We start from the raw sequence: 17,927 nt of genomic DNA, 5'->3' as shown, positions 1-17,927 counted from the left end.
GCTGTGCGGATGAAGACAGGCGTAAGCCTGTATTGTTTGTGAAGCGTAAATCTCTGATTTGAGGTATTTGGGCAATCCTTTTCGGATTGCCCCTTTTTAATGCCGTTCTGTATAGAGGCAATACAATATATGAGTGGTTCCGAGGTTCTATTGCCGGCAAAAGCGTTTCTTTAAGCATCGGATTCAAAAGTGCAAAATGAAAAAGCCCGGAAAAGCCCGGGCATGATTTTTGTATCGTACGGTTTTCCGATGGACGGAGTTAGCCGGTAAAGCGTTTGAAAACCAATGTACCGTTGGTGCCGCCAAAGCCGAACGAATTGGAGATGGCCACATCGATTTTGAGGTCGCGCGCTTCGTTGGCACAGTAGTCCAAATCACATCCCGATTCGGTATCTTGCTCAAAGATGTTAATGGTGGGAGGAGATTTTTGATGGTGTACGGCTAAAACGCTGTACACGGCTTCCACACCGCCGGCCGCACCTAGAAGATGGCCGGTCATGGACTTGGTAGAGTTTACCACTACTTTGTAGGCATGGTCGCCCAAAGCCAGTTTCAGAGCATTGGTTTCGTTGGCATCGCCCAGCGGGGTGGAAGTGCCGTGTGCGTTGACATAATCAATATCCGTCGGATTTAAGCCCGCATCTTTCAGGGCGCGGGTAACGGCGAGAGCGGGGCCTTCTACGTTCGGGGCGGTAATATGGAAGGCATCGGAACTCATGCCGAAGCCGACCAACTCCGCATAGATTTTTGCACCGCGCTTCTTGGCATGTTCCAGTTCTTCCAACACCAAAACACCCGAGCCTTCGCCCATAACGAAACCGTCGCGGCCTTTGTCCCACGGGCGGGAAGCGGTTTGCGGGTCGTCGTTGCGGGTAGAGAGGGCTTTCATTGCGGCGAAACCGCCTACGCCCAATGTGCAGACCGCACCTTCGGCTCCGCCGGCAATCATCACATCGGCATCGCCGTACTTGATGATACGGGCCGAATCGCCGATAGAATGGGCACCGGTAGTACAGGCGGAAACCATGCCGTAGCTGGGGCCGCGGTAGCCTTTCAGAATGGTAACGTGGCCGGCAATCAGGTTGATCAGCGACCCGGGGATAAAGAAGGGGTTGATTTTGCGGGAGCCGTTTTCTACTACGGTTCGGCCTGTGGCTTCGATACTGGGCAAGCCGCCGATGCCCGAACCGATATTCACGCCAACTCGGTCTTTATCTAGATTTTCTACATTATCCAAGCCTGCATCGGCGATTGCCTGCAAGGCGGCGGCGATACCGTAGTGGATGAAAACATCCATGCGGCGGGCTTCTTTGGGGCTGATGTATTCGCCGATATCGAAATCTTTTACTTCGCCTGCGACTTGGCAGGCCAGATCAGAGGCATCAAAGCGGGTGATGGTGTTGATACCGCTTTTGCCTGCGAGCAGGTTGCTCCATGCGGTAGAAATATCATTGCCCACAGGGGATACCTGCCCCAAACCTGTGATGACTACTCTTCTCTGACTCATAATTGTCTCGCTGTGATAAGGGCGGCGGCCTTTAGGATGGAACAGGCCGTCTGAAACCCTGCTTTAGATGGTTTAATATGCCAAAAGCCTCTGATGGCAGGCAAACCCGCAACAGAGGCCGATTGAATAGGAAATATATGCTTAGGCGCTGTGTGATTGTATGTAGTCGATAGCCAGTTGCACGGTAGTGATTTTTTCGGCTTCTTCGTCGGGGATTTCGCAGCCGAAAGCTTCTTCCAGAGCCATTACCAGCTCAACGGTGTCCAGAGAGTCTGCGCCCAGATCGTCTTGGAAAGAAGATTCGTTTTTTACTTCGGCTTCGTTAACGCCCAGTTGTTCGGCAACAATTTTCTTAACTTGTTGTTCAATGTTTGACATGTCGGTTGATCCTTATATGCCTTGCGGCGGTTTCAAAAAAGTTGATTCGGGACGATTGTACCGAATTCGTTTAGAGTTTTCCATCGATTAAAGCGGGTTTCTACGCCGACAGAAACGGTAATGGATTATGCGGCATATTATCATAGGCTGATTTTGAACGACAAGCGCCTTTTGGTTTTGTTTTGTTGTCAGTAAGTTATGCCTTATGTTCGATAAAAAGCGCGTTGGTTTGCGGCCGATGTGCGGAATGTGGGAAAAATGTCGGTCGACTCTTGAAATAAGTAATAATTCTCAGGCGGTTATTCTAAAAATTTATTGAGAAAATGCATAATGCAGGTAAATTCGGCGGCAGAGTCTTCCTGCGTCGAATTGCCCGTGTGTCCGCCGGCTCCGCCGACATACAGCCAGCTTTGCGGGGAAAGGAGGCGCAGCTTGGCGTAAAACTTCAAGGCATGGCCGGGGTGGACGCGGTCGTCGCTCAAGCTGGTTGTGATCAGGGCGGGCGGATAAGCGAGGCCGTCTGAAAGGTTATGGTAGGGCGACAATCGGGATAAGGCCGTCTGAAAAACTGGGTCTTCGGGGTGGCCGTATTCGTCGACCCAACTTGAGCCTGCGGATAAATACGGGTAGCGCAGCATGTCGGTTAACGGCATTTCGCATACCATCACGCCGAAACTTTCGGGTTTGCGCACGAATGCGGAGGCGACGATTAATCCACCGTTGCTGCCGCCTTGCAAGCCGATGTGTTGCGGCGAGCTGAGTTTGCGCGCACTGATGTCTTGCACGACGGCCAAGAGGTCGTCGACGCTTTTGTGTTTGTGGGTGCCTTGCGCGGCTTGGTGCCAGCGTGGGCCAAACTCTCCGCCGCCGCGTACGTTGGCTAAAACGAAGGATTTGCCTTGTTCGAGCCAGTATTTGCCGATAATACCCATGTAGTGCGGCAGTTCGGGCACGGCAAAACCGCCGTACACATAAACGAGGGTGGGGGTGTCGGGTGAGGTGTTTTTGCCGACGTGGTAATAGGGTATGGCGGTGCCGTCGTCGGACAGGGCGTGGAATTGGCGTATTCGGATGCCGGCGGTGTCGAATTGTTCGGGTTGGCGGCGCACGACCACTAGTTCCATCACGTTCAAGTCGAGTGCAAACAGGGTGAGCGGGGTAACGAAGTCGCTGGTGGCGATATACAGCACGTCGCCGCCCCACGGTTGGTCGGTCAGTTCGAGCGCGCCTTGCGGCAGCTTGGGTAGGGTTGCTTCCTGCCAGAGGCCGTCTGAAAAACGCCATGCTTTCAGACGGCCCGATACGTTGTCGAGCAGGCTGGCGACCACGAAACGTTTGGTGGTTTCGACACATTCCAGCGCTTGGGAGTCGTTGGGGGAAAACAGCAGATGTGCCGCGCCCAATTCGCCTTTGTTGAGTTTGACTGCCACCAAGCTGCCGGCGGGATAGCTTTGGTTGGCGCGTTTCCAGTCGTCGCGCAGGTGCAGCATCAGATGGCCGGCCAAATAGCCGGAAAGCTCGCAGTTTTTAGGCAGGTTCAGCGGTACGGTTTGGCTGTCGGCGCAGATTTGCAGATAGGTTTTGGTGTAAAAACCGGTGGAGGCTTCGATTAAGTCGATCGGTGCGCCTTGTGCATCGAGGTAGCGCCAAGCGTTGACCATCATGCCGTCTGAATCCATTCGGTAAACCGGCGTGCTTTCTTCAAAACTTTGGCCGCGCCCGACCAGCCATACTTCGCGCGGATAGCCCGCTTGCGTGGTTTGCTGTTCGTCCCAAGCGGGGCAGACCCATACGCTGTTTTCGTCTCGCCATGAAATATGGTTTTTACCGGCGGGAAAGTGAAAGCCGCCTTCTACGATTTTGCCGCTGCCCAAATCGAATTCGAGCGTGTAGGCGGTGTCTGCTCCGGAGCGGCTGAGAGTAAGCAGCACCCGTTCGGGTTGTTCCACGTAATGCGATACGCCGCCGAGATAAATATCGTCGCCCAGTATTTCGTCGAAGTCTGCCACCGAAAACAAGGTCTGCCATTCGGGATAGCCCGAGCGGTACGATGCTGCCGAGCACACCCGATACACGCCTTTAGGGTGTTCTTCGTCTTGGTGGAAATGATACATTCGTGCGCGGTGTTCCTCGCAAAACGCAATCTGGCGCGGGTTTTGCAGCTGCTTCACGATGTCGGCGACGGTTTGCCGGAAAGTATCTCCGGTAGTAAAGCGTGCCTGCGTTTCCGCATGGGCTTCTGCTGCAAATTGCTGTGTGGCAGGATCGGCGAGGTCTTCTAAGCGGATATAAGGGTCTTGCATGGCTGGAGGCCGTCTGAAAAAAGAAAAAGCGGATTATATAGTCAAACGGCCTCTATGATGCTTTTAAGACGGCCTGACGGAGTGTGCCGGTTCCGTTCGTATGTAAAAATAAAACCCGAAGGTTATGGTTTCCGTTGCAAGATAAGCCTTAAAAAGCAGCGGGAAGGCAAGCGCTGTAATATAATGCGGTTTTATTTGTATTACCGAATTGATTGAAAATGGACATCGAAACCAAACGCCGTTATACCCAAGCCATGCTCGACAGCGCAGAACTGCTGTTCGATGAAGACGAGTGCCGCCGCAAATTGCAACGCCTTGCAGATGAAATCACAGCCGATTTGGGCGGGAAATACCCGCTGGTTTTGCCGGTGATGGGCGGGGCTGTGGTGTTTACCGGCCAGCTTCTGCCGCTGCTGCGTTTTCCTTTGGATTTCGATTACGTTCATGTTTCGCGCTACGGCGACAAATTGAAAGGCGGCAACTTCAACTGGTTGCGTGCACCGCAAGAGAGCGTGGCCGACCGCCATGTGCTGATTCTCGACGATATTCTCGACGAAGGGCATACCATGGCCGCCATCAAAGAGCAGGTGTTGGCATTGGGAGCCGCATCATGCTCAACCGCCGTGTTTGCCAACAAACTGATCGATAAAGAAAAACCGATTACGGCCGATTATGTCGGCATCAACGTGCCCAACCGCTATGTGTTCGGCTATGGTATGGATGCTGCCGGTGCATGGCGTAATCTGGGCGCGGTATACGCCTTGCGCGAGCAGTAAGCCGTAGCCGGAAAACGTGCCGTTACATACGCCGTCTTGTTTGAAGGCCGTCTGAAAAGCCGTTTTCAGACGGCCCGTTGTATATCCGGCACACGGTTTCACTTATAATATTTCCCGTTTAAACATCAGCCTGCATTCGAACGGCAGGCCGAACAGGATACTTTTATGATAGGCATCATCATTGTTACCCACGAGGCCATAGGTGCCGCTTACCGTGGGTTGGCACAGCATTTCTTTATGGAAACGCCGCCGCATATCCGCCTTTTGGGGGTGGAACCGAACGACGGGCACGACGAAATCATTGCAAAAATCCAAAATCTGATTAGCGGAATAGACCCGGAAGGGCAAGGTGTGTTGGTGCTCACCGATATTTTCGGTGCAACGCCGTGTAATGCCGCCCGCCAGTTGGTCGTGCCGGGAAAAGTGGCCATGCTCACCGGTCTCAATGCGCCGATGATGGTAAAAGCAGTGCAGTATTCCGCAGCGGCAGAAGATCTCACGGCCTTTACCGAAACCGTGAAACAAGCCGCCGTTAACGGTATTTTATCCATTACCAATCCGCCCGAGGGAGAGTATGAGGTATGCTGAAACAAGAGATTGAAATCATTAACAAGCTCGGCCTGCATGCCCGTGCTTCGAGCAAGTTTACTCAAACGGCGGGGCAGTTTCAGAGCGAAGTCTGGGTAAGCCGAAACGGGAAACGGGTGAATGGTAAAAGCATTATGGGATTGATGATGCTGGCGGCGGCCAAAGGTACGGTAATCGAACTGGAAACCGACGGTGCCGACGAAGCGGCTGCAATGCGGGCATTGGTAGATTTAATCAACGATCATTTCGGCGAAGGCGAATAAAATGAGTATCGTGTTACACGGCGTGAGTGCCGGTAAAGGCATTGCTATCGGGCGCGCCCACCTGATTACGCGCGGCATGACCGAAGTGCCGCAGTATGATGTAGAAGAAAAAGACATTCCGGCCGAAGTAGCACGTTACGAAGCAGCGGTTAAAGTTTCCCGAAAGGAATTGGAACAGTTGCGCAGCGCCATTCCCGAAAACGCCCCCACCGAGCTTGGGGCGTTCATTTCGCTGCATCTGATGTTGCTGACCGACGTTACTTTGTCGCGCGAACCCGTCGATATCATCGAAGAGCAGTTTATCAATGCGGAATGGGCGTTAAAACAGCAAACCGACAAGCTGGCGCAGCAGTTCGACGAAATAGACGATGCCTATTTGCGCGAACGCAAGCAAGACATGCTTCAGGTGGTTGAGCGCATCTACAACAACTTGGTCGGTTTGAGCAACGAATTGAACCTTGATGCCAACCTGCTGGAAGACACTATTCTGGTGGCGCACGATATTTCTCCCGCTGATACTGTTTATTTCAAAGAACAACGCGTTGCCGCGTTTGTTACCGATGCCGGCGGCCCGACCAGCCATACCGCGATTTTGGGCCGCAGCTTGGATATCCCGTCGGTTATCGGCCTGCATAACGCCCGCAAACTGATTACCGAAAACGAATGGGTGATTGTAGACGGTATAAACGGCATACTGTTTATCGCCCCCGACGAAGTGGTTTTGAACGAATACCGCGCCCGCGCCCGCGAATACCGCAACCGCAAGCGCGAGCTCAATAAAATCAAAAAAACCGCTGCCACCACCGAAGACGGTCAAAATATCGAGCTGCTGGCCAATATCGAATCGCTCGACGACATCAAGCAGCTTCACAATATGGGAGCCGACGGTGTTGGTTTGTTCCGTAGCGAATTCCTCTATCTTAACCGCGACACGATGCCGTCTGAAGACGAACAATACGAGGTGTACAGCCATTTCGTTAAAAAGCTCAAAGGCAAAAACCTGACCATTCGCACCGTTGATTTGGGAGTGGATAAAAACCCGCGTTGGTTCGGCCAGAGCAGCACACCCAACGGCAGCATCAACCCTGCGCTGGGGCTGACCGGTATCCGTCTGTGCCTTGCCGAGCCGGTAATGTTCCGCACCCAGATGCGGGCGATTCTGCGAGCCGCCTTGCACGGGCCGGTAAAAATGATGTGGCCGATGATTGCTTCTATTTCCGAGGTAAAGCAATGTTTGGTGCATCTTGAAACCGCCCAACGGCAGCTTACCGAGCGTAACGAACCTTTCGGGGAAGTTTCCGTCGGCTGCATGATAGAAATACCGTCCGCCGCGCTGACCGTCGGCAGTTTGCTGAAACATGTCGACTTTATTTCCATCGGCACCAACGACTTAATTCAATACACTTTGTCGGTGGACCGCGGCGACGATGCCGTAAGCTATCTTTACCAGCCGAGCCATCCCGCTGTGCTCAAGCTCATACAGCACGTTATCCGCACGGCCAACCGTATGGGTAAAACGGTGTCGATTTGCGGGGAAATGGCAGGAGACACCACATTTACCCGCCTGTTGCTCGGTATGGGGTTGCGCCGTTTTTCGATGAATCCCAATAACCTGTTGGCGGTGAAAGATATTGTGTTGCGCAGCAACACGATGAATCTGGAAAATGAAACCGCCCGTCTGATGCGCAGTGAAGATCCGGAAAAAGTGGAAAAAATGCTGAAAACCATGAATGCTGAAATGGAAGCCGTGTGAACCGGCAAGTATGCGACAGGCTGTCTGAAAACTATTCAGACGGCCTGTTGTTTTAATATAATGGCATATTTGATTTGGTTTTACCGCAATTGAAAGGGAGGCAAAATGAACGCCAATGATTATTCGGGACTGAGCGGCAAATGGCAAAAGAGATTTGAATTTTTCGACAAATACGGCACCAATCCCAATGTACCGGAATTCAAAGCTGCCATCAAAGCAGTGCCGTTTATGCAGCGAAATCTTTATCTAATCAATTTCATAGCATTCTTTTTCGGTTTTATCTATTTTTTCGTTTTGGGTTTGTGGCGCAAAAATTTGACATTGTTGGGCATTACCGTGGCTTGCTCCATTCTGCTTGATGCGGCGATAATGCTTTTTGCTCCCGATATCACCGAGCACTCTTTAAATGCCATCAATAGGGGAGTAGGTTTTGCGTTTGCCGCGCTTTACGCTTTGACGGCAAACCGGGCCTATTATCTGCACAAGGTTAAAGGATCGAAGAGCTGGAACCCTTTTGAACAGTAATACCGATTGGGGCCGTCTGAAAAACAAGATATATCGGGTTATCTGCCGGTTGCTTTTGTTTTCAGACGGCCTCAATAAAACAGCCCGGCTGAGTAAACAGTCGGGCTGTGCGTTTTTGAATGCAGCCGGCTTATTGACGCGTTTCAATCTGAACCATCGGTAGATCCGAAATGTCGGTCTCAACGGCTTTGGGGACATCCGAGCGACGCAAGCCGTTTACCGTTTCGGGCTGGATTTGGGATACGGCTGCTTTTAATGCTTCGGCACGGGTTTGTACCAAAATCAAGCCGCCTAAATCCAAGTTGTCCACGGCAGGCTGCAAGGGTGTAACTTCAGCCGTTTCGACAATTGCGGCTACGGTTGTTACGGTTTCAGGTTCCGAGGGTACAACAGACTCAAAAGGCGGTACGCCCACGATCTCGGCAACGGCTTGTTCCACATTATCGATGGCCTGTATCACAAAATCCTGTTCTGTATGAGAGGCAACGGGAAGTGTGTCGTCGAGGTCATCTTCAATGGCGAATAATAAGGGTGTGGGTTCGTTTTCGTCCTGCTGCGGAACCACAACCACCAGCGGTGCATCGTCTTTGGATTCGACAATGGAGGTATCTGCCAGCGGAGCGGCAACAGGAATAGAAACCGGAGTTTCGATTTCCTTGCCAAAAATATGCGCTACGGCAAAACGCACCTTGTTACCCGTTTCTTCGATACTCAAATATTGTTCGATTTTTGCTGCAGACGGAATATTACGTTTTTTAGTATTGTTCCGGCGTTCACGCTGATCGCGTTGGTCGCGGTTGCGGCCATTGCGTCGGCGGTTGTTACGGTTTTCATTCGAGTCGGATGTGCTTTCAGCAGGTACCTCGGCTTCGTTTATATCGGCAACTTGAGGTTCCGCCGCAGTATCGGCAGTTTCAACGGCGGCTGAAGGAGCAGCGGTGGTTTTTTCTTCGGGGCGGCTGTTGCGGCGGCGACGGTCCGATTGTCCGCTTTGGCGTTCGTTGCGGCTGTTTTCAGCTTCTTCCGTTTGGACTGCATCGTTGCGACGGTCTTCGTCTGAGCTTTGGCTTTGACGGCCGCTACGTTCACGGCTGTTGTCATTTTGATTACGGCGGTTACTGCGGCCGCTGTTGTCTTTTTCTTCCGTCAATTTGACGGCTTTGTTTTCCGTTTCGGCTTTATCGCCGTCAGTATCTTGACGTTTGACATTTTGCCCGCGGCGCGGGTGATTGCGGCGGTTGGAAGAACGGCGCGCGTTCTGACGGCCGCCTGCGCTGCGTTTTTCGGTTTTTTCGGAATCGGCTGTTTTTTCTTCTGCCGCGGAAGTGCCGAAAATTTTACCCAGCCAGTTTTTGAAATTGCTCCACCACGATGCTTGGGCGGACGGAGTGTTTACAATCGGTGCGGGTTGGGTATGTTTTACGCCTTTTACGGCCGGTTCGGGACGGGTAGCTTTGGCTTTATCGCCGCCGAAAGGTTTGGCATTTTCGTCTTCTTCCGGTGCGGCCACGCGTTTGTAGCTTGGCTCGGCGTTTTCGTCTACATCGTCGGTACGCACACGGGTAACTTCGTAGTGCGGGTTTTCGAGGTGGATGTTGGGAATCAGGAAAACGGATACGTCCAAACGTTCTTCCATACCGAAAAGCTCGGCGCGTTTTTCATTGAGCAGGAACGTGGCCACATCAACCGGCACTTGCGCGTGCACTTCGCCAGTGTTGTCTTTCATGGCTTCTTCCTGAACGATGCGCAACACATGCAGGGCGGTTGATTCGATGCTGCGGATTACGCCGGTGCCGGCGCAACGCGGGCAGGCGATATGGCTGCTTTCGCCCAATGCAGGCTTCAGGCGTTGACGGGAAAGTTCAAGCAGGCCGAAGCGGCTCAATTTGCCCATTTGCACGCGTGCCCGGTCTTTTTTGAGGGCATCGCGCAGCACGTTTTCCACATCGCGCTGATGCTTGGCATTTTCCATATCGATGAAGTCGATTACCACCAAGCCGCCCAAGTCGCGCAAACGCATTTGGCGGGCCACTTCTTCGGCGGCTTCCATATTGGTCTTGAAGGCGGTGTCTTCGATGTCTGCACCGCGGGTGGCACGGGCAGAGTTGACATCAATGGAAACCAGTGCCTCTGTGTGATCGATCACAATCGCACCGCCGGAAGGCAGGCTGACACTACGCGAAAATGCGCTTTCGATTTGGTGTTCGATTTGGAAACGCGAAAACAGCGGAGTGTGGTCTTGATAGAGTTTCAGACGGCCTATGTTGTTGGGCATCACATACGACATAAATTCGGAAATCTGGTCGTACACTTCTTGGTTGTCGACCAAAATTTCGCCGATGTCGGGGCGGAAGTAGTCACGGATGGCGCGGATAAGCAGCGAGCTTTCCATAAAGAGCAGGTAAGGCTCGTTGTGAGCGCGGCCGGCTTCTTCGATGGCCTGCCAAAGTTGTTGCAGGTAGTTGAAGTCCCATTGCAGTTCTTCTACGCTACGGCCGATACCGGCGGTACGGGCGATCAGGCTCATGCCGCGCGGTACGTCCAATTCGGCCATAGCGGCTTTTAACTCTTGACGTTCTTCGCCTTCGATACGGCGAGATACGCCGCCGCCGCGGGGGTTGTTCGGCATCAGTACGAGATAGCGGCCGGCCAGGCTGATAAAAGTGGTGAGCGCCGCACCTTTGTTGCCGCGTTCGTCTTTTTCAACCTGAACAATGATTTCCATGCCTTCTTTCAGCACGTCTTGGATACGGGCGCGGCCGCCCTCGTAGTCTTGGAAATAGGAACGGGAGACTTCTTTGAAGGGGAGAAAACCGTGGCGGTCGGTGCCGTAATCGACGAAACACGCTTCCAGCGACGGTTCGATGCGGGTGATGATACCCTTGTAGATATTACCTTTGCGCTGTTCTTTACCCAGCGTTTCAATATCGAGATCGAGCAGCGTTTGCCCGTCGACAATCGCCACGCGCAGCTCTTCGGCCTGCGTGGCATTAAATAACATACGTTTCATAACTACCTCGTTTTTGAGCACCCACGAGGCCGGTAATCAGTATTCAACGCTTATAAGCCGCCAATGGTCAGGCCGTCTGAAACGGCGTGCGGGGCGTTATCTGAACGAGAAGGAGTGTATAAAGAGCAATGGGCATTGCCTCAAAACAACTGCATTTGTTTACGGGGTTTGTGCCGTTTTTTTATGTGTAAAAGTGTACCGGCGGTATTTCTTAATATCATCCGCGTGTATCTGCACCGGCAAGCGGCGGCGGAAGGGTGTAAACAGTATATCGGTAATGCCTGTGGTTCCGCTTTGGTTTCTATGCTGTGCGAAACACGAAAAATCTTAGCCGTCTTCTTCATTACTGTCCGGCGGTTGTACTGCCGAGGGCTGCACACATGTTTGAGCGGGTGCGTCTTATGCCGGATCGGAAGGCCTGCCGGAAAAGGTTAAACTTAATTACGTCTTCACCCGCCGGGCTTGGCGGCAGATGAAGGAAATGCTTTGTGGCGTGCTTTTTAGTATAAAATTCCAGTTTACAATAAGTTTTCAGACGGCCTGATCAATCTGTAAAACGGCCCCTGAAAACGTAAGCGGATTATAGAGAAAATGCCGACAATTAGCAAAGACTTGGTTAACCACATCAGCATCCCGCCGGAAGACGCAGGGCAGCGGCTCGACAACTTTTTAATCAAGATTTTGAAAGGGGTGCCCAAAAGCCATATTCAGCGCATCATCCGCGCAGGCGAAGTACGCTTGAACAAAAAACGCTGCAAGCCTACCGACCGCATAGAAGCGGGCGATGTTTTGCGTATTCCGCCAGTGCGCATTGCCGAAAAGCAGAGGCCGTCTGAAAACATGCCGGTGCCTGCGCGTGATTTTGAAATCGTTTACGAAGACGATGCGATGCTGGTGGTGAACAAGCCCAGCGGCGTAGCGGTACACGGCGGCAGCGGGGTAAGTTTCGGCGTGATCGAGCAATTGCGCCGCGCCCGACCCGAAGCGCGTTATCTGGAGCTGGTGCACCGTTTGGACAAAGATACCAGCGGGCTGCTGATGATTGCGAAAAAGCGCAGTGCGTTGGTAAAGCTGCACGAAGCCATCCGCAACGACCATCCGAAAAAAGTTTATCTGGCTTTGGGCGTAGGAAAGCTGGCGCAGGATAAGTTGAATGTGAAACTGCCGCTGTTCAAATACACGGGCGCACAAGGCGAAAAGATGGTGCGCGTGAGTGAAAACGGCCAGCATGCGCATACGGTGTTCCGTGTATTGAAGTGTTTTTCAGACGGCCTGCTGCATCAGGTCGGCCTTTCGCATTTAACATTGGTGGAAGCCACCTTGAAAACCGGCCGCACCCATCAAATCCGCGTACACATGCAGTCGCAGCAGTGCCCGATTGCGGGCGACGAACGCTATGGCGACTACCAAGCCAACAAACGGCTGCAAAAACTGGGTTTGAAACGGATGTTTCTGCACGCGGCGGAACTGCATTTGCAGCACCCGCTGACGGGCGAGCCACTGAAACTGGTGGCTCCTTTGCCGCAAGAGTTGGAACAGTTGGTTACGGTGTTGGCGCATCAGCATAAAGCAGAATGACGGGTTGAGGTTTTGAAGTGGAAAGACAAGAGGCCGTCTGAAAGCGAAGCTCACAAGGTTCGCTTTCAGACGGCCTCTCGCTATATGTTCAAATTTGAGCGGCTTACATTTCCAGAACACTCAGCCCCGGCAAGTCTGCAAATCCGCGGTCGCGCACAATTTGGCAGAAATTTTCCAGATAGGTTTTTCCCATATCTTCTGCACGCATGGCGGCATAAAGTTCGCTTTGCAGGCCGTTTTCGGTAATCGGGCGGGAAATGACATAGTCTTTTTCAAGATAGGGCATCACTGTCCAATAGGGGAGGGCGGCAATGCCCCGGCGGCTGGCGACGAGCTGGATAATCGCAATTGTTAATTCGCTATGGCGACGGGGTGGATTGATGCCTTTGGGCAGCAGTACTTTGCGCAGTAAATCAAGCATATCGTCGGGCACGGGGTAGGTGATCAGCGTTTCATCGGCAAAATCTTCCGCTTCCCAAACATTTTTAGCGGCAAGAGGATGATCTTTGGCGCAAATGCCCACCATACCGTAGGCAAACAGCGGTTGAAAAGTAATACCAGATTGAGGTTCGGCATCAGATACAATGGCTAAATCGGCTCGATGTTGCAGCAGCAGCCCTACAGGGTCGGCTTGGAAGCCTGATACGATATCCAGCTCCACTTGTGGCCATAAAGGACGGAATTCTCCCATGGCAGGCATCAGCCAGTCGAAGCAGGTATGGCATTCTACAGCCAAACGCAATTCACCCGCCTCACCTTCGATAATTTGTGCCATATCCCGTTCCGCTGCAGCGACCTGAGGCAGCAGATCGCGTGCCAGCTGAAGCAGGCGTTCTCCCGCAGGTGTAAAGCGCAGCGGGGTGGATTTGCGCTCAAACAACGGCGTTTCGTAGTAGTTTTCCAATGCCCGAATCTGATGAGACAGGGCGGACTGGGTAAGGAATACGCGTTTTGCAGCCAATGATACGCTGCCGGTTTCTTCCAACGCCAACAGGGTTTTGAGATGGCGCAGTTCTATAATGGAATCCATATTTTTGCAGATGGAATAATACAAGTGCGGTTATATTAAAATAACTCATATTCGGATGTAAACGGCCGAATTTGATTTCAGATGGCCTACAGGGTGTTAAAATCATTATTTTACAGGCCGTCTGAAACGGTTTTATCCATGCAATCTGCCGAATACCTTTCCTTATTTTCTCTACCTGAAAAAATCTCAGACGGCGATTGGTACGTATATCTGGTGTTGTGCGAAAACGGTTCGCTGTATTGCGGCATCACTAACTGCCCCGAAGCACGTTTTGCCTTACATTTGGCGGGGAAGGGTGCAAAATATATGCGGATTCACAAGCCAGTATCTATGCGGCTGGTGTATATGGGTATTTCCCGTGGTCAGGCTGCCCGTGTCGAACTTCTGATAAAAAAGTTCAAGGTCGAACAGAAACGGCAGCTATGGGCGGCACTGGACGATTTTCAGACGGCCTGAGTTTGATATAAAATCCAGGCCGGTTTCTATAAGGATTAATATGATGAACAGCCAGCACCAGCACAATGTCGATCATAGTGAAATCGATAAATTTAGCCTGCTTGCCCATAAATGGTGGGATAGAAACGGTGAATTCAAGCCGTTGCATGACATTAACCCGCTGCGTCTGAATTATATCGACCGACACGCACAAATTGCCGGCAAAGCCGTACTGGATGTGGGATGCGGCGGCGGCATCCTGACCGAAAGCATGGCGAAGCACGGAGCTGAACATGTAAGCGGTATCGATATGGCTGAAAAATCGCTGAAAATCGCCAAACTGCATGCATTGGATGAAGGCATTGCCAACGTTGACTACCGCTGTGTACGGGTAGAAGATTTGGCTGCCGAAAAACCGCATAGTTTCGATGTGGTAACGTGCATGGAAATGATGGAACACGTTCCCGATCCCGCCGCTATCGTTGCCGCCTGTGCCAAACTGGTTAAGCCCGACGGTATGGTGTTTTTCTCTACCATCAACCGCAACCCCAAATCGTATGTACACGCTATTGTAGGTGCCGAATATATTTTAGGGCTGGTGCCGCGTGGTACGCACGACTGGCAAAAATTCATCACTCCCGCCGAACTCGCCCGTATGTGCCGCCAAGCAGGGTTGGATATTATCGATTCCAAAGGACTCACCTATAATTTGCTTACCAAAGTTTACTCGGTAGGTGATAACACGGATGTTAACTACATGGTTGCCTGTAAGCCCGCATAATTGAGAAATTTAAATGATGAGGCCGTCTGAAAAACTATTCAGACGGCCTTTTTGATGGGCTTTACAGAGGAGGGCAGGTGTAATGAAAAAGCAGACAATTTATGTCTGCTCTTGAGGAAGATGCGATTACTTTTTAATCAAGCGGGTATAAACTACCAGAATGATAACAGCGAAAATAGTAGAGGCGATCCAACCGGCAGGTTCGCCCACTTCATACCAACCGGCAGATTGGCCAACAAAACCGGCCAACAAAGAACCGCCGATACCGAGTAACGTGGTCATGATGAAGCCTAAATTCTCCTTACCTGGGTGTAGAAATTTCGCTAATACGCCTATGATGAAACCGACGATAATGGTAACTAACCAGCCCATAATTTCCTCTCATGTTGTTTGTTGTTAAGTTAAATAAATATTGCATTCGTATTAGTGTGTGATTGTGTTGATTAACAATTGAATGTAATAAACATAATCTAAAAACATCATACATGTTATATATGTAACAGTCTTTTAAACTTGCGTTTCTTTTCAAAAAATAAAAAGAATTTTAATTTTAAAACAGCAGATATAGGATAAACGCAACAATTTCATGAAAAATGAAGAAATTGCGTACATTTTGTAGAAAATTCTCAATCATTCTCCGATTTTGCCGATTTTAGGAATATTTGAGAAAAAGAGATTTCATTCGAAATAGTAGTATCGTAGCAAGGCAAGCTGTATAAACAGTTTTTTGTATTGCTGGTATTACAGTAAATAAACTTAAAAAAAATAGTACGTTTGTCACGTTCGGGCTTGATTCGAGTATTTCGGGTTCCAGTAACCTTAGAAGATGCTCAGACCAAGCTCGAGCATGGTTGAATCATGGTAAAAATAATTTGATTTATTATATTTTTGGCCGACAGCTTTATTTTGAAGATGAAATGTATTAGGTACCGATAGAAAAGAAGTAAATTAACAAAGTACTGATTTGAAAATATACAATAACAAATTAAATGTTTTTAAAATAAAAGTATTGAATATAAGGGCTAAAGTAAGAAAAAAGCTCTGCAAATAGCAGAGCTTTTGATGTTTCCACAAACAGCATTAACGTTTTGAGAACTGTTTGGCACGGCGTGCTTTGCGCAGACCGAATTTTTTACGTTCCACTTCACGAGCATCGCGGGTAACGAAACCGGCTTGAGACAGAGCAGGTTTCAAAGCTGCATCGTAGTCGATCAAAGCACGGGTAATGCCGTGACGGATGGCACCTGATTGGCCGGTTTCGCCACCACCTACAACATTTACTTTAATGTCGAAAGTTTCAGCATTTTCAGTCAGAACCAAAGGCTGGCGAACCACCATGCGGCTGGTTTCGCGTGAGAAGAATTCGTCAACAGGACGGCCGTTTACGATGATTTGGCCGGTACCTTTTTGCAGGAATACACGAGCCACTGAACTTTTGCGGCGGCCTGTGCCGTAGTAATATTTACCGTTCATGTCGTGTCCTTAGATTTCCAAAACTTTGGGTTGTTGGGCAGCATGGCCGTGCTCGGAGCCGGCATATACTTTCAGTTTTTTAATCATGGCATAACCTAAAGGGCCTTTCGGCAGCATGCCTTTAACGGCTTTTTCCAAAACGCGCTCAGGGAATTTTTCTTGCATTTCGGTAAAGTTACGCTCATAAATACCGCCTGGAAAGCCGGAGTGGCGGTAGTATTTTTTATCTAAGGCTTTGTTACCGGTTACACGCAGTTTGTCGGCGTTGATGACGATGATGTAATCGCCAGTGTCGACATGAGGGGTGTATTCGGGCTTATGTTTACCGCGTAAACGGCGGGCGATTTCGGCTGCAACGCGACCCAGAACTTTGTCTTGTGCATCGACAACAAACCACTCGCGCTTCACCTCGTGCGGTTTAGCTGAAAAGGTTTTCATAAGGGGTAATCCAGATAGGTATAGAAAGTTGCCGATTTTAGAGAGAATTTGAATTTCTGTCAATCTGCTTTAGGCCGTCTGAAAAATTTTATAGAATGTTAACAGCGCTATCAGCTGATATATGTCGTATTTGCGGCATTTCACTTTTACACTAACATGTTAAGGTAAGGCTTTTCTAACTTGCGCCATATTTTTGATTTCTGCAAAATAAAAATACCGCCATAAGGCGGTATTTGGGAAAGGATCCCCGCTGATGTCGTTTTGGCTGAATCCGCTTGAACCTTGCTGACAAGGTGGTCGCCACGGGCAGTTTCGGGTGCATCTGTGAAGACGCTCGCGCCCACTGCAACTCCCGGCAACCTTAAGCGAACGTATTGGTTCAAAGGAATGTATGCCTTCGCGAACATCGCAGGGAAAGAGCTTTAGCCTGATTAGGCTGACTTTGATAATACTTTATCGCAAGTATTAATCATATCTGTTATTTTACGCTCAAATTCGCCAATTGCCAAATCATCTTTTACAGTCATTTTCAATAGGTCGTGTACTAAATTTAAAGAGGCCATGATGATGATTTTGTCTGTTTCGACAATGCGGCCGCTTTGTTTGATGGTGTCGAATTTTTGGTTCAACATGTTTACAGCTTGCAGCAAAGTGGCTTTTTCTTCTGGAGGTGTACCGATATTGAAGGCGCGTCCCATGATTTCTAAGCTGACTTGTTCAATGCTCATCGGTTTATTCTCCAGAAGTTTCGGTGATTTCTTGGGGGAGGCGCGCCAACAGGGTGTGGATGTGCTCGGCATTGTGCTTTAAGGCATCACGGTATTTTTGGTTTTCGGCTATCAGGCTGTTGATTTTACCTTGTAGGTCGTCTTTGAGTTTGTTGACTTGTATCAGCAAGGCCTCGCTCAATTCGTCGACTGCGGCTTCATGTTCGTTTTTTTGTTGTTCTTGCGCCAGCTTTTGACGGGTAATTTCGTCATGTAGGCGGGCGATTTCTTGTTGCAGGCGTTTGTTTTCGCCAATTTGGGTTTCAAATTTTTGTACCAGTTGGTAAACGCTGATTTCGAGTTTGTCTAGAGACTGATTCAT

The 17,927-nt window shown here is 50.4% G+C and carries 18 protein-coding genes and 1 other RNA gene; 8 read left to right on the top strand and 11 right to left on the bottom strand.

Annotation, left to right across the window (positions count from 1 at the left end; genetic code table 11):
• Positions 1-259 precede the first annotated feature (259 nt).
• The 3 genes from fabF to EL216_RS05640 form a co-directional block, all read right to left on the bottom strand.
• The gene (fabF, locus tag EL216_RS05650) at positions 260-1,507 is read right to left on the bottom strand and encodes a beta-ketoacyl-ACP synthase II (protein WP_085389193.1); all 1,248 of its coding nucleotides are present in this window, start codon (positions 1,505-1,507) and stop codon (positions 260-262) included.
• Positions 1,508-1,648: 141 nt separating this feature from the next.
• The gene (acpP, locus tag EL216_RS05645; RefSeq protein WP_054599558.1) at positions 1,649-1,885 is read right to left on the bottom strand and encodes an acyl carrier protein; all 237 of its coding nucleotides are present in this window, start codon (positions 1,883-1,885) and stop codon (positions 1,649-1,651) included.
• Positions 1,886-2,184: 299 nt separating this feature from the next.
• Positions 2,185-4,188 carry a prolyl oligopeptidase family serine peptidase gene (locus EL216_RS05640; RefSeq protein WP_085389194.1) on the bottom strand — a complete coding sequence of 668 codons (2,004 nt, stop codon included), beginning with the start codon at positions 4,186-4,188 and terminating at the stop codon, positions 2,185-2,187.
• Positions 4,189-4,406: 218 nt separating this feature from the next.
• Here EL216_RS05640 and EL216_RS05635 point away from each other — a divergent pair, with 218 nt between their 5' ends.
• From EL216_RS05635 to EL216_RS05615, 5 genes are all read left to right on the top strand, one after another.
• A complete protein-coding gene (locus EL216_RS05635) occupies positions 4,407-4,964 on the top strand; it encodes a hypoxanthine-guanine phosphoribosyltransferase (RefSeq protein ID WP_085389195.1) in 558 nt (185 codons plus the stop codon).
• A 165-nt stretch (positions 4,965-5,129) separates the two neighbouring features.
• A complete protein-coding gene (locus EL216_RS05630) occupies positions 5,130-5,552 on the top strand; it encodes a PTS sugar transporter subunit IIA (protein ID WP_085389196.1) in 423 nt (140 codons plus the stop codon).
• Positions 5,546-5,815 (top strand): HPr family phosphocarrier protein, encoded by a 270-nt coding sequence (locus EL216_RS05625; protein ID WP_085389197.1) that lies wholly within the window; start codon positions 5,546-5,548, stop codon positions 5,813-5,815. Before EL216_RS05630 ends, EL216_RS05625 begins: the two co-directional genes overlap by 7 nt.
• Before the next feature lies 1 nt (position 5,816).
• Complete coding sequence (gene ptsP, locus EL216_RS05620; protein ID WP_085389198.1) at positions 5,817-7,568, top strand: phosphoenolpyruvate--protein phosphotransferase; 1,752 nt, start codon at positions 5,817-5,819, stop codon at positions 7,566-7,568.
• Between the two features lie 105 nt (positions 7,569-7,673).
• Positions 7,674-8,093, top strand: a complete 420-nt coding sequence (locus EL216_RS05615; protein WP_085389199.1) for a DUF2628 domain-containing protein — start codon at positions 7,674-7,676, stop codon at positions 8,091-8,093.
• Positions 8,094-8,223: 130 nt separating this feature from the next.
• On the opposite strand, the gene EL216_RS05610 is transcribed toward EL216_RS05615, so the two are convergent.
• Positions 8,224-11,094 (bottom strand): Rne/Rng family ribonuclease, encoded by a 2,871-nt coding sequence (locus EL216_RS05610; protein WP_085389563.1) that lies wholly within the window; start codon positions 11,092-11,094, stop codon positions 8,224-8,226.
• Between the two features lie 600 nt (positions 11,095-11,694).
• Between EL216_RS05610 and EL216_RS05605 the strand changes: the two genes are divergently transcribed.
• Positions 11,695-12,681 (top strand): RluA family pseudouridine synthase, encoded by a 987-nt coding sequence (locus EL216_RS05605; RefSeq protein ID WP_085389200.1) that lies wholly within the window; start codon positions 11,695-11,697, stop codon positions 12,679-12,681.
• 103 nt (positions 12,682-12,784) lie between these two features.
• On the opposite strand, the gene EL216_RS05600 is transcribed toward EL216_RS05605, so the two are convergent.
• Positions 12,785-13,711, bottom strand: coding sequence for a LysR family transcriptional regulator (locus EL216_RS05600; protein WP_085389201.1), 927 nt, complete (start codon positions 13,709-13,711; stop codon positions 12,785-12,787).
• A gap of 138 nt (positions 13,712-13,849) precedes the next feature.
• Here EL216_RS05600 and EL216_RS05595 point away from each other — a divergent pair, with 138 nt between their 5' ends.
• Both EL216_RS05595 and ubiG read left to right on the top strand, forming a co-directional pair.
• Entirely contained in the window at positions 13,850-14,167 is a 318-nt protein-coding gene (locus EL216_RS05595) for a GIY-YIG nuclease family protein (RefSeq protein ID WP_232005219.1), read from the top strand.
• 40 nt (positions 14,168-14,207) lie between these two features.
• Entirely contained in the window at positions 14,208-14,927 is a 720-nt protein-coding gene (gene ubiG / locus EL216_RS05590; protein ID WP_085389202.1) for a bifunctional 2-polyprenyl-6-hydroxyphenol methylase/3-demethylubiquinol 3-O-methyltransferase UbiG, read from the top strand.
• A gap of 126 nt (positions 14,928-15,053) precedes the next feature.
• Here ubiG and EL216_RS05585 read toward each other — a convergent pair whose 3' ends face one another.
• The 6 genes from EL216_RS05585 to EL216_RS05560 all read right to left on the bottom strand — a co-directional run bounded on the left by EL216_RS05585 (position 15,054) and on the right by EL216_RS05560 (position 17,927).
• Positions 15,054-15,299, bottom strand: coding sequence for a GlsB/YeaQ/YmgE family stress response membrane protein (locus EL216_RS05585; protein ID WP_085389203.1), 246 nt, complete (start codon positions 15,297-15,299; stop codon positions 15,054-15,056).
• Positions 15,300-16,007: 708 nt separating this feature from the next.
• Positions 16,008-16,400 carry a 30S ribosomal protein S9 gene (rpsI, locus tag EL216_RS05580; RefSeq protein WP_085389204.1) on the bottom strand — a complete coding sequence of 131 codons (393 nt, stop codon included), beginning with the start codon at positions 16,398-16,400 and terminating at the stop codon, positions 16,008-16,010.
• Positions 16,401-16,409: 9 nt separating this feature from the next.
• Positions 16,410-16,838, bottom strand: coding sequence for a 50S ribosomal protein L13 (gene rplM / locus EL216_RS05575; protein WP_085366043.1), 429 nt, complete (start codon positions 16,836-16,838; stop codon positions 16,410-16,412).
• Between the two features lie 240 nt (positions 16,839-17,078).
• A non-coding RNA gene (gene ssrS / locus EL216_RS05570) (6S RNA) lies at positions 17,079-17,256 on the bottom strand.
• A 13-nt stretch (positions 17,257-17,269) separates the two neighbouring features.
• Positions 17,270-17,566, bottom strand: a complete 297-nt coding sequence (locus tag EL216_RS05565; RefSeq protein WP_085389205.1) for a cell division protein ZapA — start codon at positions 17,564-17,566, stop codon at positions 17,270-17,272.
• A 4-nt stretch (positions 17,567-17,570) separates the two neighbouring features.
• Positions 17,571-17,927 (bottom strand): hypothetical protein, encoded by a 357-nt coding sequence (locus EL216_RS05560; protein ID WP_085389206.1) that lies wholly within the window; start codon positions 17,925-17,927, stop codon positions 17,571-17,573.

The sequence above is a fragment of the Neisseria animaloris genome (assembly GCF_900637855.1).
GTDB classification, from domain to species: Bacteria; Pseudomonadota; Gammaproteobacteria; order Burkholderiales; family Neisseriaceae; genus Neisseria; species Neisseria animaloris.
Note: the sequence above shows the minus strand (reverse complement) of the source record. Positions and strands in the feature narration are given on the sequence as shown.

What these genes read in the sequence shown, in the direction of transcription:
- fabF (WP_085389193.1), bottom strand. Translation starts at nt 1,507, where the DNA reads ATGAGTCAGAGAAGAGTAGTCATCACAGGTTTGGGGCAGGTATCCCCT.
- acpP (WP_054599558.1), bottom strand. Translation starts at nt 1,885, where the DNA reads ATGTCAAACATTGAACAACAAGTTAAGAAAATTGTTGCCGAACAACTG.
- EL216_RS05640 (WP_085389194.1), bottom strand. Translation starts at nt 4,188, where the DNA reads ATGCAAGACCCTTATATCCGCTTAGAAGACCTCGCCGATCCTGCCACA.
- EL216_RS05635 (WP_085389195.1), top strand. Translation starts at nt 4,407, where the DNA reads ATGGACATCGAAACCAAACGCCGTTATACCCAAGCCATGCTCGACAGC.
- EL216_RS05630 (WP_085389196.1), top strand. Translation starts at nt 5,130, where the DNA reads ATGATAGGCATCATCATTGTTACCCACGAGGCCATAGGTGCCGCTTAC.
- EL216_RS05625 (WP_085389197.1), top strand. Translation starts at nt 5,546, where the DNA reads ATGCTGAAACAAGAGATTGAAATCATTAACAAGCTCGGCCTGCATGCC.
- ptsP (WP_085389198.1), top strand. Translation starts at nt 5,817, where the DNA reads ATGAGTATCGTGTTACACGGCGTGAGTGCCGGTAAAGGCATTGCTATC.
- EL216_RS05615 (WP_085389199.1), top strand. Translation starts at nt 7,674, where the DNA reads ATGAACGCCAATGATTATTCGGGACTGAGCGGCAAATGGCAAAAGAGA.
- EL216_RS05610 (WP_085389563.1), bottom strand. Translation starts at nt 11,094, where the DNA reads ATGTTATTTAATGCCACGCAGGCCGAAGAGCTGCGCGTGGCGATTGTC.
- EL216_RS05605 (WP_085389200.1), top strand. Translation starts at nt 11,695, where the DNA reads ATGCCGACAATTAGCAAAGACTTGGTTAACCACATCAGCATCCCGCCG.
- EL216_RS05600 (WP_085389201.1), bottom strand. Translation starts at nt 13,711, where the DNA reads ATGGATTCCATTATAGAACTGCGCCATCTCAAAACCCTGTTGGCGTTG.
- EL216_RS05595 (WP_232005219.1), top strand. Translation starts at nt 13,850, where the DNA reads ATGCAATCTGCCGAATACCTTTCCTTATTTTCTCTACCTGAAAAAATC.
- ubiG (WP_085389202.1), top strand. Translation starts at nt 14,208, where the DNA reads ATGATGAACAGCCAGCACCAGCACAATGTCGATCATAGTGAAATCGAT.
- EL216_RS05585 (WP_085389203.1), bottom strand. Translation starts at nt 15,299, where the DNA reads ATGGGCTGGTTAGTTACCATTATCGTCGGTTTCATCATAGGCGTATTA.
- rpsI (WP_085389204.1), bottom strand. Translation starts at nt 16,400, where the DNA reads ATGAACGGTAAATATTACTACGGCACAGGCCGCCGCAAAAGTTCAGTG.
- rplM (WP_085366043.1), bottom strand. Translation starts at nt 16,838, where the DNA reads ATGAAAACCTTTTCAGCTAAACCGCACGAGGTGAAGCGCGAGTGGTTT.
- EL216_RS05565 (WP_085389205.1), bottom strand. Translation starts at nt 17,566, where the DNA reads ATGAGCATTGAACAAGTCAGCTTAGAAATCATGGGACGCGCCTTCAAT.
- EL216_RS05560 (WP_085389206.1), bottom strand. Translation starts at nt 17,927, where the DNA reads ATGAATCAGTCTCTAGACAAACTCGAAATCAGCGTTTACCAACTGGTA.